This is a genomic window from Neisseria sp. P0004.S004 (assembly GCF_051963335.1).
In the GTDB taxonomy this organism is placed as follows: Bacteria; Pseudomonadota; Gammaproteobacteria; order Burkholderiales; family Neisseriaceae; genus Neisseria.
This window is the reverse complement of sequence record NZ_JBQCUK010000006.1, coordinates 97,589-111,733: the sequence shown is the minus strand read 5'-3', so window position 1 is coordinate 111,733 and position 14,145 is coordinate 97,589. Positions and strand designations below refer to the sequence as shown.

The window sequence follows — 14,145 nt, the reverse complement described above, 5'->3', positions numbered from 1 at the left end:
ATTAGTCTCTGTATCAATAACCCATCGGACTCATTTCTGTATTACTATAAAAAGTAAATGCTGTAATTGCTCCAGAACCGTTGTTTGCTGCAATTATTTCACGACCATTTTCACGCCAGTAGTAATCAACCAGCTCTTTAATCGGGTCAGTTTCACGTCGTGGATAATAATCTCCATACTCAGGAGGCATTTCTTTCTCCTTAGGCTTTGGTAAAAAATCAGGAAATCTATTTTCAGGAAAAATACTTATTTTTTCTTTGAAATATTGTTTGGTCGGTAAAATAATGAAACTGGTTTTATATGAGGTATGACGTACTGCCACATATAATCCAATAGGGGAAGTAAAATTTTCGAAATGATTATTAACATGTCCTTCAACAACTGGAATTTGCCAAATATCTTCTAATTCTAGCGCATACATTGCATACAGGCAGTCATCTTTAAAAGCCGTATCATACATCTGCTTGATTAGATCATCCCGATTTTCCACTTTGTGCAACATACTTCGGCAACGATTGCGCACTTGTTCCATAGTTATTTCTTTTTGTATATTCTGCATCTTGGAAGAATCCTTAATATTTTTATTACTAATCTGCGGAGTACAAGAAGTTACCAAGCATACAGTTAATATGGCTGTAATCGCTGATAGTTTCATATAAATTCCTTTTTTGTCATTCTGCACATTTCATTTTCAGACGGCCTTGGACTTTGATTACTATTACCGTTTTTCTTTTAACGAGGCAACTTTCACTGCCCCCATCAGCCGTTTAGTAAATGTTCCATCTTGGTAATAACGGATTTTCCCCACTTGCGCTGGATGTGACATACCTTCGTAAAGGATAATTTCCTTATCTTGGCTCATTGCCTTTAACTCTTGCGGCAACATCAATGCGCGACGTTCTTCGCTTTCCGATACACTACGTTCGCGTCCGCGGCTGACATTTTTTCTTTTCACTGTGGTATAACCCAGCATTTCGGAGTACTCGTTTGCATCCTGCTGTTCTCTAGGAGTATAGATGATTTGCAAAGCATGGTTAGTGATAATGGTACGTGCATATTCTTTGCCATAGACAGCATCCAGCTGGGCAACTGATTGGATAATCGGAAATAGGCGAATGTTGTAACCTGCCATATAGCTGACGGAATGGGCAATAATTTCAACTTTACCAATACTTGTGAATTCATCCATCAGCAGCATACATTGATGTTTCAAATCTGGGTTGTCCTGAGGCAGCTCTTTCGTATTCTGGTTGATAAGTTGAGAGAAAAATAGGTTGACAATGACCCTTGATTCAGCAAGTTTATTGGGAAGAATGCCGATATAGATGGTCATTTTCTTTTTACGTACGTCAGTCAACAGAAAATCATCAGCTGAAGTAGCGGAATCAATGACGGGATTAATCCATGGGTTTAAAGGTTCTTTAAACGTACCCATGATAGAACCAAAGGTTTCTTTTTCCTGAGAGATTAAACCGGAAAAAGCAGTTTTTGTAGCCTCACTGAGATATGGTTGTTGTGATAAAGATGTAAAATACTCCTTAAGCTCTGTTCCATTACCTGATGAAAGGCGATATATTTTCCCTAATGTACAAGCTGGCTCATTTTCTTTGCCCTCCACAGAAAAGTCAGCCATTGCTTCATGCTCATCAAAACAATAAAGTGAAAACGCCAAAAACGCATTTCTTGCCTGCGCTACCCAGAACTTATCACGGCTATCTCCATCAGGATATAGCATTGCAGCTATCGACATTAAATCCGATACTCGCTGGTCAGGATCAGAAGAAACATAGGTAAACGGATTCCAACGGTGTGTCCTTCCATCTTCGGCAAACGGGTTGAACAAATAGACTTCCTGACCTAATACTTCTTTGCGGTAGCCGCTAGTCAAATTGAAGTTCTCCTGTTTGATGTCCAAAACAACTACCGATCCTTTATAACTTAACAGGTTCGGAATAACGATACCGACACCTTTACCCGAACGTGTTGGAGCCGCTAATAAGGCGAATTGCTGGCCATTGTAATGTAATAATTTACCGTTGTATTTACCAACAACAATTGAGGTATCCGTCTGTTTAAAAAATCCAGCTTTTGACAAATCAGCCATTCCGGCAAATCGTGCCTCCCCATGAAGACTCTGAGAGGCAGTACGCCAAATAGGAATTAAACCAATCAGACCAATCAAAAAGGTTAAACCAAATCCAACAATTCCTGAAGTTTTAATCTGTAACGAGTATTTGGCAACTTGAGGAATATCTAATGTATTATAGTATTTAAACCATGTTGTGAGCAGCAAAGGGGTTTTATCTAAGCCTAACCATTGTAGTAGGATAAAACCTGATAAATAACAACCCAATAACAAAGAGATTAATAATAGAAATACCGTGACAATAGATTTGTTTTTTAGAGTCATTATAATACCTATAAGTTAAATAATTGAATTATTTTGAATTTTTATTTGAGATGTAAATCTTCAGATAGTTTTTAGTATCTTGCATTTAAGAAAGACTATTCTTAGATCACCGACCGAATTCTTATGCTATCTTCTCTATACAAACTCTTAGATTCTCATTTAATCATAGAGAGTTATCGACAGCAGCATGATGAAGATTTTCCATAATTCCTCCTTATTATGAGGCCTAATAATTAGGCCGTCTGAAAAAATAGACGGCCTTTTATGGTTACTGCATTACCGAACTGAAATCAATATCCTGGGCAGTATAAATATTAATCAAAGTACCTTGATTTATTGTTACTGTATTAGGACGAGCATTATTTCGTTCAAGTTGATTGATAGCCTGTTGTTTCAATGTATTGGCTGTCTCACTTTCAAAAGGATTAGTACTAGTTGATGTCATAGTTGTAACCGTTTGTCCTTGTGGACCATATTCAGTAGCAGTATATTTAAAAGCATCTGAAATCATACTAATCAATAAAGCCGATGCTAAACGTGATCCCCAGTGAGACTTAAATTTACCGACATGACCTGCTGCACCAAGATTATCTACTCCAGGAGATTCCAGTGTTACATCGATACCATCGGGTGTTATAACTCGATTCCAGATAATCTCCATCCGTGGACCAGTAGGGTTACTGGAGCCATATTGCCCCATTACTTTTGAACCTTTCGGCAATAAGAGATATTTTCCACTTGCAGAATATACAGGTTCAGTAATGATACAAGATGTAAATCCTTTTACCTCAGAAATAATTTTAGTTTCTAATACACAACGCAAATAAGTCCCTTGTTGAAGCAACTTATCCCTATTATGCATATAACGGACAGCATTAGCCTGAGCTGTACTTACTCCTGACTCTTTTTGAGCAGCCTCCCCGTCCTGAACAAATGCAGAATTCATATTAGCATACATATCTCCTGCTGGAATAATCGGCTGTATAGGAACATTAGGAGTTGTTGGAGTTGATGGAGTTATAGGTGGCAAGGTCTCCACTACTGGTGGAGTAGTTACATCTATTGTTTTTGTATTCGATGTATTATCCGTTTCTAATTCGGGATTTTTGTCTTCTGCTAAATCAATTGAAGGGGGTTCCGTCACTTGAGGATCTGGAGCAGGTAAATCTGGTACAGTAACTACCTGAGGGCGTTCTGGAGGGGGAGCTTCATCAGGACCACTAAATTGATGATAGGCAAATGCCCCTAGTCCAGCTAACCCAAAACCTGCAGCTACAATAAACGCAATAGCTTTTTTGTTGACTGTACGGTCAACAGGAGCATTTAGCTGAGGAGCATTCTCCTCAAGTCCCGCCAATTGTTCTTGTTCGTATTGGCTTGAATATAAATTTTGTGATGATTCACTATCTTTGTGATGTTCATTATTTAGCTTATCAGACATTCTTAATTCCTTTTTAATCCAACTACATCATTTCCATGTCTCAAAACTAAGAATGGATAAGTCCCATGGACAATAACTACATTACCTTCAACATTACTGTTTAAGACAAACTCAGCTCCTTTCTCTGATTTTCTGCCATAAACAGCAGGAAAATCACCTGTGAACTTGCCCTTATTCAAATGGACATAGGTAAATCTGCCATCATCATAGACTTTTAAAGGAACTAGCCAACGAGATTTTTCATTTGCAGCCACATCATAATTAGTATTATAGATTTTAGAAGAATCATATTTCAGGCTATAGCCAGCCAAAGTACTAGCACGAAGACTGAAATCCGTAGAATCGGGATATCTGAATTTAACTTGATAATTTACCCCTTTGTCTGAAGCTTCTGACAAATTGCCAACAACATTCTTCAAAACCTTAAGCTCAAAAATATATTGGTGAGCCTGAGTACGAACAATAAGATTAGTATCAACTGCATCAGCCTTTGGACGCAGATAAAATACATTTTCTCTACGTACCAAATCCCATCCACCACTTAGGCCTGCACCAAAATCTTTAACCTTTTCACGAGAATCAAGTTCAATTTGTGTGACTACGCCTTGTGCCGTATGAACGGGATAAGTTGTATTTTCTTGAAACGTATACTCTTGAATAGCTGCAGCATAGACGCTTCCTTGCAACAAACACGATGCTGCCGTTGCTAAAAATATTTTTCTTAACATTATTGATTTCCACTTTCAACAGATATAGGAGAAGCATTAGGAACATCATTATCTACAGATGTAGGAGCTTCTAACTGGGGCTGGGGTACACTTTGTACTTGTTGCTGAGCCTGGCTTTCAGATGATGTTCCTGCAGAAAGATAATCCGAAGATAAATCTTGAACAGGTGATTCACTAGCATCAGGATCAACACGATAAGACAATACCTGAAATCCCAGGGGATTTTTTAACCTATACTTTTCATCCATCTTCAAATTGCTATTATAAGTATAGGTCAGAGTAGCAACATTGCTATCCATAAATCTTGATATGCCAGTACTCTTATTTAATAAAAATCTTTGGAATCTTACTGTTGCGCTAGCATCGCGACCATCGGCCTTTCCACTATTATTAAGGACGATACTCAAAATCTTAACGCGAATTGACTGAGCAGACCCATAAAGATTAAATGGGCTATTCGGATTACTTTTATTCATCAGATTGCGATAGCTGTCAGATACCCCTGCAACCGACATAGAATAAACTGTAGCCCAGTCATTATCATAAATAATCTGACTATCAAAAGATTCTCTAGCAATAATAAAGTGAGAAATATTACTCTTATTTACTGCTTCATTTTTAGTAATATCTAAATTATTCCAATCACCGGCTAGTTTAGCAACAGTAGCTTGTCCCGTATAGACATCAGCCATAACAAGATAAGGTTCTTTTTCTTTCAGCGGCAAAATATAAAATAATCCGCCAAGTAGACACAAAGAAGAGAAGGTAGAAATACCGGCAACAATCCATGCCCTTTTCTCACTTTTTTTGCGGATATCGACCAAGGTCGTTTCAAAATCCAAAGATCTTTTTACAGCCTTTTGGATATTGCCATCAGTAGTATTTTTACTTGATTTGAACATATATTTCCATTTTAATCTTGAGTTTTTACATCAGCTTTTGCTGATCTCTCATGTTTTTTCTTCCCACTGTTTTTCACAGCAACATCCATTTTCTTATGCGCCATAATGACACCATTTTGAACATAGAAAACCATCCCTTTATCTTCATAAAGTTTAGATAATTCACTCAAAGCATTATCAAGCTCGGTATTTCGTATTGTTGATACTTTCTTATACAAAGTAAAATCAAGCGTATGGTCATAAACAACAGGCATCTTTGCCTCTTCTCCCCAACGCTCCAACAAACCTTTTACAGTTGTATCAAGTTGTGTTACTTGATAAACATGAGGTTTGACAAGCAGAATCTCAGTTACCTGATCAGGTAGTTCATTTAATGGCTTCCATGAACTTGGGAAATCTGGAGCAGACTGATTTGCACAACCTGCCATTAGCGCGCCCACACTAGCAGACAGCAACAGCGTTCTTAAAAGAAACATACATAGCACCTTATAAAACAACTTAAGTTACAACCAAAGCGTCTTAATTAAAAATGAAGAAAAGACAATTCATGTTTGGTTATTTTTATTGGTTAAAATCTTGTTAATTATTTTAATCTGTGCTAAATTTCACGTCAATACAAATTCATATTTTCATCTCAACATCATGTTTTTTTCCTGCGCCGACTTAGCTGTTCCGCATGATATTATGCATCATGTCGTGAGAGTTGAATCCTCAGGCAACCCATACGCCATAGGTGTTGTAGGCGGACGCTTACAAAGACAGCCTAAAAATTTGGCTGAAGCAGTCGCTACTGCTAAAATGTTGGAACAAAAGGGATTTAACTTCTCCTTAGGATTAGCTCAAGTTAACCGATACAATTTAAAAAAATACGGGTTGCATTCCTACGAACATGCATTCCAGGTGTGCCCAAACGTCAAAGCAGGCTCGCACATATTGCGAGAATGCTACAATCGTGCAAAAGACTGGGGTAAATCTTTCAGCTGTTATTATTCCGGTAACTTTGTAACCGGTTATAAGCATGGCTATGTGCAAAAAATTTTTTCATCCATGGGGAAAGGGAGAGCAATCCCACAAAATGCCATTCCAGTCATCAGCAATACTGTGAATACCTCTCGCCCTATGGGACAAATGACAGCGCAACAAACTAACCGCCCAAATTTGACAGTTACCGCTAATCCACAACCATACTCGGCCACTGTCTCTAAAAACCAACATTCCTTACAAGATAATAGTACTGCACAAGCGAAAAGCAATACTTATAAAGATAGCGCAGCAGTCTTTTAGATAGTTTTTTTTCCACATCAACCTGTAATAAACATAGGAAATTTCAAATGAAAAACACTCAGATTCAAAAAAAATCCCGCTTTACCGCTGAAAACGTTGCTACAGCAGCATTTGTTGCTGCAGCATTTTTAGCACCAACTGTAGGTATGGCAGCCGATGATTTTACTTCAGCTTCCGGTGGCGCCTGTAAATTCATTAAAAACATCCATACCGTATTGAACTTAATGTCCGTTGCTGTTGTAACCATCGCCATTATCTTTGCCGGTTACCAAATTGCTTTTGCACACAAACGCATTTCTGACGTCGCTCCTATTTTAATTGGTGGCGTACTGATTGGTGCGGCCGGCCAAATCGCAAAAATGCTGGTTGGCAATGCAGACTCTTGCTCTGCCGGTACAACATCAGCAATGCTCCAAGTATTGCAATTTTTTGCCTAATTAACACCATGCAGAAAAACATCGTTTTTCGAGGATGTACGCGTCCGGCAACCTTTCTCGGTGTACCTTATATACCTTTCTTTATAGGAGCCGGCTCAGGATTATTGATGGGAATGTACTTCAATATGTTTTTTTTATTGACCATTCCCTTCATCATCCTGATTATGAGGCAGATGGCCAAGCGGGATGATATGATTTTTCGTTTTCTCGGTTTACGTCTGAAATTTAGACTTAAAGCCAGAAACCGAGAGGAGTTTCCTGATACGTGGTGCTTCTCGCCTAATGAATACCGTAACAATCCTCCCAAACAATGACAACAAAACATCCGGCAGACATCTTTGTCTGTCGGACGATTTCAACACAAAAAACAAATAAAATGTTTACTCCTGACGCATCAATCAGTCAATTCGTATCCCTCTCCACCCATGTTTCCCCAACCATTGTTAAAACCACTGGTGGGGACTACCTGACAACATGGCATCTATCCGGCCTTCCTTTTGTGGGTCGAGAAGAATGGGAGCTCGAACACAAACACAACACATTTAATCGTTTACTCCAATCCTTACGCGCTCCGGACTATGTCAATGTTGCCTTCTGGGTACATGACATTCGCCGCCACCGCGGCATCGATTTGCGCCCAAAATTCCAAGAGTCTTTTAATCAAAGCCTCTCCGACCGCTATTTTTCCCGACTTTCTAAAGAAAAGCTCATGAACAACGAGCTTTACTTGACCATGATTTACCGCCCCGTTGTTGACGGCAAAAAGTTTGTTGATAAATCAGGCAATATCGATCGTCTGAAGGCCGAACAGGAACAAGCTATCGGTACGCTAAATGAATTAGCAACCAACCTTGAAGCCGTCCTCAAAGACTACCACCCCTACCGACTCGGTATGTACGAAGGCAAAAACGGTACTGTATTCTCAGAAACACTCGAACTTTTCGGTTACATCCTTAACCGTGTAAACGAGCCGGTTCCCGTACTGCCCGCTCCTGTTTACAACTACTTACCCCTTAGCAGACATCTTTTCTCTGCCAAAACCGGTGACTATATCGTCCGTACCCCTGAAGGTAAAAATCACTACGGTGCCATACTCAACCTTAAAGAATACCCTGACGGTACCTATCCCGGCGTGCTTAACGGGCTCAAATATTTGGATGTCGAATACGTTATCACTCATAGTTTCAGCCCCATGAGCCGATACGACGCCATGAAAACCCTTGAGCGTACCCGTGGCATGATGATCTCTTCCGGCGATAAATCCTTTACCCAAATTGCAGAACTTGATCATGCAATGGACCAACTCGCATCCGGCAATTTCGTTCTTGGAGGCTACCACTTCAGTCTTGCTATCTATGCCGACAGCCAAGAGCAGCTTTCCCAAAACATTGCCGCCGCCCGAGCAGAGCTTTCCAATGCAGGTTTTGTAACAACAAAAGAGGACTTGGCCGTCTGCGCCGCATATTATGCCCAGCTTCCGGGTAACTGGAACTACCGCACCCGCATCGCCAATCTCTCATCGTTAAATTTCTTGGGTCTCTGCCCACTACACAATTTTGCCGCCGGCAAACGTGAGGGCAACCCATGGGGGCAATGCGTTACCGTTCTTCAGACGACCAATGGCCAGCCCTACTACTTCAACTTCCATGCAACCCTCGAAGGCGAAGATTCCGAAGGAGAAAAAGCCATTGCCAATACTATGGTTATTGGTAAGTCCGGTACAGGTAAAACAGCCCTTATCAACTTCCTCCTTAGCCAGGTACAAAAATACGATCCCAAACCCACTATCTTTTTCTTCGATAAAGACCGTGGTGCCGAAATTTTTGTCAGAGCCTGCGGCGGTGCCTATATGGCACTGGAAAGCGGCCAACCTACCGGCTTTAACCCTTTCCAATGCGAAAATACAGAGGCAAATGTCCAATTCCTTTGCGGCCTTATGAAACAACTGGGAGGCAAAGCGCACTACTCTGCCGCAGAAGACGACGACGTCCTGCGCGCCGTTCGAGCCATGCTCGATACTCCGCTGGCGCTGCGCAGCATTTCCAACTTCCAAAAATCTCTGCCCAATACAGGCGATGACTCCCTCTATGCCAATATCCGCAAATGGACCCGTGGAAACAGCCTTGGCTGGGTTTTTGATAACCCTCAGGACAAAATCGACTTCAGCGGAGCCAATATTATCGGCTTCGACTACACCGATGTGATTGAAAACCCACAGGTACGCGATCCAGTCATCGGCTACCTTATCCATCGAATGGAAGAGCTTATCGATGGCCGCCGCTTCATCTACATCATGGACGAATTCTGGAAAATCCTTGATGGCGAAGGCGGTTTGAAAGAGTTTGCCAAAAACAAACAAAAAACCATCCGTAAGCAAAACGGTATGGGTATCTTCGCTACCCAGTCACCGGAAGACGCCCTCAAAAGCGATATTTCCGCCGCACTGATTGAGCAGACAGCTACCATGATACTGCTGCCGAATCCGAATGCAGATAAAAAAGACTATATCGACGGCTTGAAACTGACCGACTCAGAGTTTCAAGTAGTCAAAGGCCTGGATGAGCGTAGCCGCTGCTTCTTGGTCAAACAAGGTCATGCGTCAGCTGTTTGCCAGCTTAATCTGCGCGGATTTGACGACGAATTGGCTGTCATCTCCGCCAGTACCGACAACATCGACATCATGGACGGCATTATCAAGAAAACAGCCGAACGCCTTGGCATTAGCATCGATGCAGTGAAGCCAGAAGATTGGTTGCAGACCTTCTACGATGAGCGTAAGGGTTCCGGCAAGAAGTCGGCTGCTAATGTGATGCGTAATGCAGATTAGACCGCTTTGAAATGAATACAAAGCAAATAGGGGCATCTGAAAATAATAGATTTTCTAACAACCCTTAATACGAAAAACTTGGATATTCGAAATTAATTGAATCAAAGAAAGATAAAAAATGAAAATTGGAATGAAAAAACTGGCAGCTGTTCTAGTGTGCGCCGGAATGTTGGGAAGTTCGCCTGCGATGGCCGGCGGCTTTCCCGTATTTGATGGGGCAGCCTTAGGTCAAATGATCAAAGACGGTATAGAAAAGTTTATTCACTATAAAAAAATCTATGATCACTATAATAAGGAATACGAACAATGGAAAGAGCAATTTGACAGCCAAATTCGTGGTCCACTTTCTTCTGTTCAGCAAATAGATTCGATCAAAGAAATGTCAAATGAGGAAATTTTGCAGATTTTGAATAAACGCATCCAACAGTGTAATAGTCTAGTCAATGAAAAATCCAAAAATCTGTGTATTACCTCCATTCAAATCGACAATCAGAAGATCAAACTTTATTTTGCTACCGAAGACCGTATCTCGCAAAATATGAAAAGACTAGATGCAACATTAAAGAATTATGAAAGAGTCAGTTCAAAAAACAATAACGGTAAAAATTCAGGTGTTCTCCAAACCATAGAGTCCGACATTCGCAACCAAATGTTGAACATCAACAATATCGTCAAAATCAACGAGCATCAGATCAAATTGTTGGATGCTAAACAAGAAATGATTCAGAAGGCTCGCACTGCCGTAACACAAGAGCAACTCCAAGGTTCTTTTTCAGTAAGAGGGATGGCAGCAAAAGCCGTTGTTCATGCTGCTATTGTCACTACACTAAAAAGCCAGGCAGGAGACTATAAAACTAAAGCTGAAGGTCTTCGAAAAGGATCCTCAAATTCTTCAAATAAAGCATTTTACCGATAACAGAAAAAGATTAACACTATGGATCAATTTATCAGTGGCGTTGGCGAATTAGCCATCTATACCAGTATCCGCGACTACATCTATGCTCGCATAGAATTTTTAACAGAACACCTACTTTCCAAAAACCTCAGTATGGCTTTGTCTTTGGTCTTAGCTCTACTTACCCTTTGGATCATGGTTCAAGGTTATCTGATTGCAACCGGTAGAAGCCAAGAAGGGCTTAAAGGGTTTGCATTTGGTTTGGGTAAAGCCTATTTTATTGTCTTTGTCGCCTTGGGCGTTGCCTCAAGCAGTAATTTTGCCATAAGAACACTGACCGATACGACAGCAGATACCCTATCTGAAATTATGCGTGGCGACAATAAAATTGGGGCAGCCTGTCTGACTCAATCGACCGACAGCTTTGTTGGCTGTAAAATCGACCAAAACCTTACTGTTGCCCAATCCATTATGGGCATGTTGAGCAGAATCGATACCGCAGGTGATCCAAACATTTTCACCCAACTCAATCAGGCAAAATGGTTTGCCGGTGTCGGTACGGCCGGACCTGGCGTAGTAGCAGGAACCATGCTGATCGTATTCCGCATCGCCATGGCTCTCTTTATCGGCTTTGCGCCTATCTTTATTTTATGCCTTCTGTTCAAAAAAACAGCACCCCTGTTTCAAAAATGGCTATACTATGGGCTGGCAACCATCTTTTCAGGGGTTATGCTCGGTGTAATGTCAGATATTGCCATGGACTTAGTTTCCAATGTCGGTACCAGTCTTTTTCTCTCAAAAGAGGCTATGCAGTTTGTGACTACTAAAGAAACCCTTGTGGGCCTTGCCGATACAGCTACCCAGCAGTTGGGTTTGGGACTGATTCTCTCGACTTTGTTGATTGTGGTGCCGCCTATGGCGGGGATGTGGTTTAATGGCGTGATGGGCAGCTTCAGTGGTTATAACCCGGCAGAACGTTGGAATAACCCAAATAATGGACAACCGAGTACGATGCCAGGGCATAATGCACCTCCTCAGATTAATTCTACTCAGCAGCAAATAGGAAATAATACTGACTTAAATACTAGTATACCTCAGGGTAACTGGCAATCTGGTAACACAGTCTCAAATACAAATGTAGTTAAGACACAAGGACAATCTACATTAGGAATAGCCACTGGTAGCAAAGATCCGAAGAATCCAATAAATTGAGGAACAAATATATCATGAAGAAAGCAATTTTTATTCTTTGTATGGGCTTGTTTCCCATGTTTTCTTTTGCCTGTTCTCCAGGTGTAGGCGGTGGCCCCTCTGGAGATCCCCACTGTATGGCTCCCATTTTGGCAAATGACCCATACTACAACGGTTCCATGAATCAACAACAAACTCCAGTTATTGTTCATATCCCTTCTAAATATGGTGCCGTGGCAATGAATATGGATACTGGCTATGCAAGCGGTGTATTAAATCAGGACTCTTTGTCTAAAGCAAAGAAAGCGGCTTTGACTCAATGTAGACAAGGAAACCCAAAGGCTTCTTGCAGAGTAGCTTCTTGGGTTAGAAACGGTTGTATTGCTGCTGCGAGAGGCCAGATAATTAATAACCCAACTCAATGGACGTCTTTTTTTGCAGGAAAAGACAAGGGATTGGCGGAAGCTGCTGCATTGGCCAAATGTAAAGCTGATCCCAAAGTAAGAGATTGTCAAGTTTATTTACCTGAAGGCTGCTCGCTTCCCTAATATCTAAAATCTCAAGGGCCGTCTGAAATTCCGGACGGCTCGTATTAGAATATTGAATTTTACCCATTTCCACTTAAAGAAAATATTATGAAAACCCCATTCTCCTTATTGCTTGCAGTGGCATTGGTACCTTCCTTTGCCTTTGCGGAATTCTCTGCCGATTCTTTTAACCCCGTAAAAATCAACAGCGATGAAGAACGCCTGGCCTGCGAAGCTATTATGTGCTTATCTTCGCCAAATAGCTCTCCCAGCCAATGCGAACCTTCTCTCCGCAAATACTATTCGATCAAGTTTAAACACGGGCATGATACTTTGACCGCCCGTCGCAACTTCCTCAAAAAATGTCCGGTTTCCAATAATCAGGATGTTTCTAAAATGATTAATACATTGGTAAGATAATTACTTTATATTTTAAAGGCCGTCTGTTATTCAGACGGCCTTTTCTCTTACAAAGAGATTTTGTAAGTTACCTTCAAACCTACTCCCTATTTTGCTCAATTATTTACATTCAAAACTTACAGGCTTAATCTGATCTTTGTCGATATCAAGGCTTTTATGTAGATATAAAATGCCGTCTGAAACAACTTGGCACCATCTGCAAAGTGGATCGAACAAATGCTTTGTTCTGATTTTTCTCTTTTTACCCCACCAAAACCGACGTCATACTAAGCGAGCCTGCAATCAGCTTATCGTTGAAAAACGTAATGTCATCTTGCGGTTCGCGCAATGCCATGATGTACAGCAAGGGCAAGTAATGATCCGGTGTTGGCACGGAAAGCTCGGCTTTTTCTCCTAGCTGCTGATAATGCACCAAGGTTTCATCATCTCGTGTTGCAATCGCTTGATTGACCGTTTCTCGAAATGCAAACGCCCATTCATACCCCGCACCGATTTGATCGATATGTTCCCAGCTTATCGCCCTTAGATTATGCACAATATTGCCGCTGCCGATAATCAGCACACCTTGTTCGCGCAAGGCAGATAATTTTTTCGCCAAATTGAAATGCCATTCTGCCGACTGCAAACGGTTAAGGCTAAGTTGCACCACAGGAATATCGGCATTGGGATAAAGAAATTTCAATACTGCCCAAGCGCCATGATCAAAGCCACGCGTTGGGTTCAACTCGACCTTTTCCGGCTGTAATAACGACCGCACTTGCGCCGCCAGCTCAGGCGAACCGGGCGCAGGATATTGCACTTGACTGAGTTCATCTGGAAAGCCGTAGAAATCGTAAATCATTTTAGGATGCGCGCCTGAAGTTACCTGCAAACGGCTGCTGTACCAATGCGCTGAAATCATCAAAATAGCTTTTGGTTTGGCAAACCTTTGCGTAATTAGGCTGAAATTCTGATTGAACAGGTTTTCTTTATCCAACACATTCATCGGGCTGCCATGCCCGACAAACAATACAGGCATTTTTTTCATGATTTACTCCTCGCTATCTAATACGGCAGATTGTACGGATAAATTTTTATTCAAAA

The 14,145-nt window shown here is 41.2% G+C and carries 15 protein-coding genes; 8 read left to right on the top strand and 7 right to left on the bottom strand.

What is annotated here, in order from left to right; genetic code table 11:
- Positions 1 to 13: 13 nt before the first annotated feature.
- From ACTHRY_RS06785 to ACTHRY_RS06760, 6 genes are all read right to left on the bottom strand, one after another.
- Complete coding sequence (locus tag ACTHRY_RS06785; protein ID WP_234398625.1) at positions 14 to 655, bottom strand: hypothetical protein; 642 nt, start codon at positions 653 to 655, stop codon at positions 14 to 16.
- Between the two features lie 63 nt (positions 656 to 718).
- Complete coding sequence (locus ACTHRY_RS06780; RefSeq protein WP_049323272.1) at positions 719 to 2,410, bottom strand: type IV secretory system conjugative DNA transfer family protein; 1,692 nt, start codon at positions 2,408 to 2,410, stop codon at positions 719 to 721.
- A 268-nt stretch (positions 2,411 to 2,678) separates the two neighbouring features.
- Positions 2,679 to 3,851: a TrbI/VirB10 family protein gene (locus ACTHRY_RS06775; RefSeq protein ID WP_049323271.1), complete on the bottom strand. Its 1,173-nt coding sequence runs from the start codon at positions 3,849 to 3,851 to the stop codon at positions 2,679 to 2,681.
- 2 nt (positions 3,852 to 3,853) lie between these two features.
- On the bottom strand, positions 3,854 to 4,579 hold the full coding sequence (locus ACTHRY_RS06770) for a TrbG/VirB9 family P-type conjugative transfer protein (RefSeq protein WP_049323269.1): 726 nt from the start codon (positions 4,577 to 4,579) through the stop codon (positions 3,854 to 3,856).
- Complete coding sequence (locus ACTHRY_RS06765) at positions 4,579 to 5,481, bottom strand: virB8 family protein (RefSeq protein ID WP_049323267.1); 903 nt, start codon at positions 5,479 to 5,481, stop codon at positions 4,579 to 4,581. The genes ACTHRY_RS06770 and ACTHRY_RS06765 overlap by 1 nt, the downstream gene beginning before the upstream one ends.
- Positions 5,482 to 5,492: 11 nt before the next feature.
- A complete protein-coding gene (locus ACTHRY_RS06760) occupies positions 5,493 to 5,957 on the bottom strand; it encodes a hypothetical protein (RefSeq protein WP_049323266.1) in 465 nt (154 codons plus the stop codon).
- A gap of 100 nt (positions 5,958 to 6,057) precedes the next feature.
- On the opposite strand from ACTHRY_RS06760, the gene ACTHRY_RS06755 reads away from it, so the two are divergent.
- The 8 genes from ACTHRY_RS06755 to ACTHRY_RS06720 all read left to right on the top strand — a co-directional run bounded on the left by ACTHRY_RS06755 (position 6,058) and on the right by ACTHRY_RS06720 (position 13,062).
- Positions 6,058 to 6,765: a lytic transglycosylase domain-containing protein gene (locus ACTHRY_RS06755; RefSeq protein WP_349267277.1), complete on the top strand. Its 708-nt coding sequence runs from the start codon at positions 6,058 to 6,060 to the stop codon at positions 6,763 to 6,765.
- Between the two features lie 47 nt (positions 6,766 to 6,812).
- Positions 6,813 to 7,202, top strand: coding sequence for a TrbC/VirB2 family protein (locus ACTHRY_RS06750; RefSeq protein WP_049323264.1), 390 nt, complete (start codon positions 6,813 to 6,815; stop codon positions 7,200 to 7,202).
- 8 nt (positions 7,203 to 7,210) lie between these two features.
- Complete coding sequence (locus tag ACTHRY_RS06745) at positions 7,211 to 7,516, top strand: type IV secretion system protein VirB3 (RefSeq protein WP_036490852.1); 306 nt, start codon at positions 7,211 to 7,213, stop codon at positions 7,514 to 7,516.
- A gap of 62 nt (positions 7,517 to 7,578) precedes the next feature.
- Positions 7,579 to 10,029 carry a VirB4 family type IV secretion/conjugal transfer ATPase gene (locus ACTHRY_RS06740; RefSeq protein WP_049359282.1) on the top strand — a complete coding sequence of 817 codons (2,451 nt, stop codon included), beginning with the start codon at positions 7,579 to 7,581 and terminating at the stop codon, positions 10,027 to 10,029.
- 130 nt (positions 10,030 to 10,159) lie between these two features.
- Positions 10,160 to 10,945 (top strand): hypothetical protein, encoded by a 786-nt coding sequence (locus tag ACTHRY_RS06735; RefSeq protein WP_141759999.1) that lies wholly within the window; start codon positions 10,160 to 10,162, stop codon positions 10,943 to 10,945.
- Between the two features lie 18 nt (positions 10,946 to 10,963).
- A complete protein-coding gene (locus ACTHRY_RS06730; protein ID WP_053088390.1) occupies positions 10,964 to 12,136 on the top strand; it encodes a type IV secretion system protein in 1,173 nt (390 codons plus the stop codon).
- 14 nt (positions 12,137 to 12,150) lie between these two features.
- Positions 12,151 to 12,663: a DUF4189 domain-containing protein gene (locus ACTHRY_RS06725; RefSeq protein ID WP_079453774.1), complete on the top strand. Its 513-nt coding sequence runs from the start codon at positions 12,151 to 12,153 to the stop codon at positions 12,661 to 12,663.
- An 87-nt stretch (positions 12,664 to 12,750) separates the two neighbouring features.
- A complete protein-coding gene (locus ACTHRY_RS06720) occupies positions 12,751 to 13,062 on the top strand; it encodes a TrbM/KikA/MpfK family conjugal transfer protein (RefSeq protein WP_053088389.1) in 312 nt (103 codons plus the stop codon).
- 241 nt (positions 13,063 to 13,303) lie between these two features.
- Here the strand turns inward: ACTHRY_RS06720 and ygiD are convergent, their stop codons facing one another.
- On the bottom strand, positions 13,304 to 14,089 hold the full coding sequence (gene ygiD / locus ACTHRY_RS06715) for a 4,5-DOPA dioxygenase extradiol (RefSeq protein WP_049323256.1): 786 nt from the start codon (positions 14,087 to 14,089) through the stop codon (positions 13,304 to 13,306).
- Positions 14,090 to 14,145 lie beyond the last annotated feature (56 nt).

Excerpts from the sequence above, each read along its gene's own strand:
- ACTHRY_RS06785 (WP_234398625.1), bottom strand. The coding sequence starts at position 655 with ATGAAACTATCAGCGATTACAGCCATATTAACTGTATGCTTGGTAACT.
- ACTHRY_RS06780 (WP_049323272.1), bottom strand. The coding sequence starts at position 2,410 with ATGACTCTAAAAAACAAATCTATTGTCACGGTATTTCTATTATTAATC.
- ACTHRY_RS06775 (WP_049323271.1), bottom strand. The coding sequence starts at position 3,851 with ATGTCTGATAAGCTAAATAATGAACATCACAAAGATAGTGAATCATCA.
- ACTHRY_RS06770 (WP_049323269.1), bottom strand. The coding sequence starts at position 4,579 with ATGTTAAGAAAAATATTTTTAGCAACGGCAGCATCGTGTTTGTTGCAA.
- ACTHRY_RS06765 (WP_049323267.1), bottom strand. The coding sequence starts at position 5,481 with ATGTTCAAATCAAGTAAAAATACTACTGATGGCAATATCCAAAAGGCT.
- ACTHRY_RS06760 (WP_049323266.1), bottom strand. The coding sequence starts at position 5,957 with ATGTTTCTTTTAAGAACGCTGTTGCTGTCTGCTAGTGTGGGCGCGCTA.
- ACTHRY_RS06750 (WP_049323264.1), top strand. The coding sequence starts at position 6,813 with ATGAAAAACACTCAGATTCAAAAAAAATCCCGCTTTACCGCTGAAAAC.
- ACTHRY_RS06745 (WP_036490852.1), top strand. The coding sequence starts at position 7,211 with ATGCAGAAAAACATCGTTTTTCGAGGATGTACGCGTCCGGCAACCTTT.
- ACTHRY_RS06740 (WP_049359282.1), top strand. The coding sequence starts at position 7,579 with ATGTTTACTCCTGACGCATCAATCAGTCAATTCGTATCCCTCTCCACC.
- ACTHRY_RS06735 (WP_141759999.1), top strand. The coding sequence starts at position 10,160 with ATGAAAAAACTGGCAGCTGTTCTAGTGTGCGCCGGAATGTTGGGAAGT.
- ACTHRY_RS06730 (WP_053088390.1), top strand. The coding sequence starts at position 10,964 with ATGGATCAATTTATCAGTGGCGTTGGCGAATTAGCCATCTATACCAGT.
- ACTHRY_RS06725 (WP_079453774.1), top strand. The coding sequence starts at position 12,151 with ATGAAGAAAGCAATTTTTATTCTTTGTATGGGCTTGTTTCCCATGTTT.
- ACTHRY_RS06720 (WP_053088389.1), top strand. The coding sequence starts at position 12,751 with ATGAAAACCCCATTCTCCTTATTGCTTGCAGTGGCATTGGTACCTTCC.
- ygiD (WP_049323256.1), bottom strand. The coding sequence starts at position 14,089 with ATGAAAAAAATGCCTGTATTGTTTGTCGGGCATGGCAGCCCGATGAAT.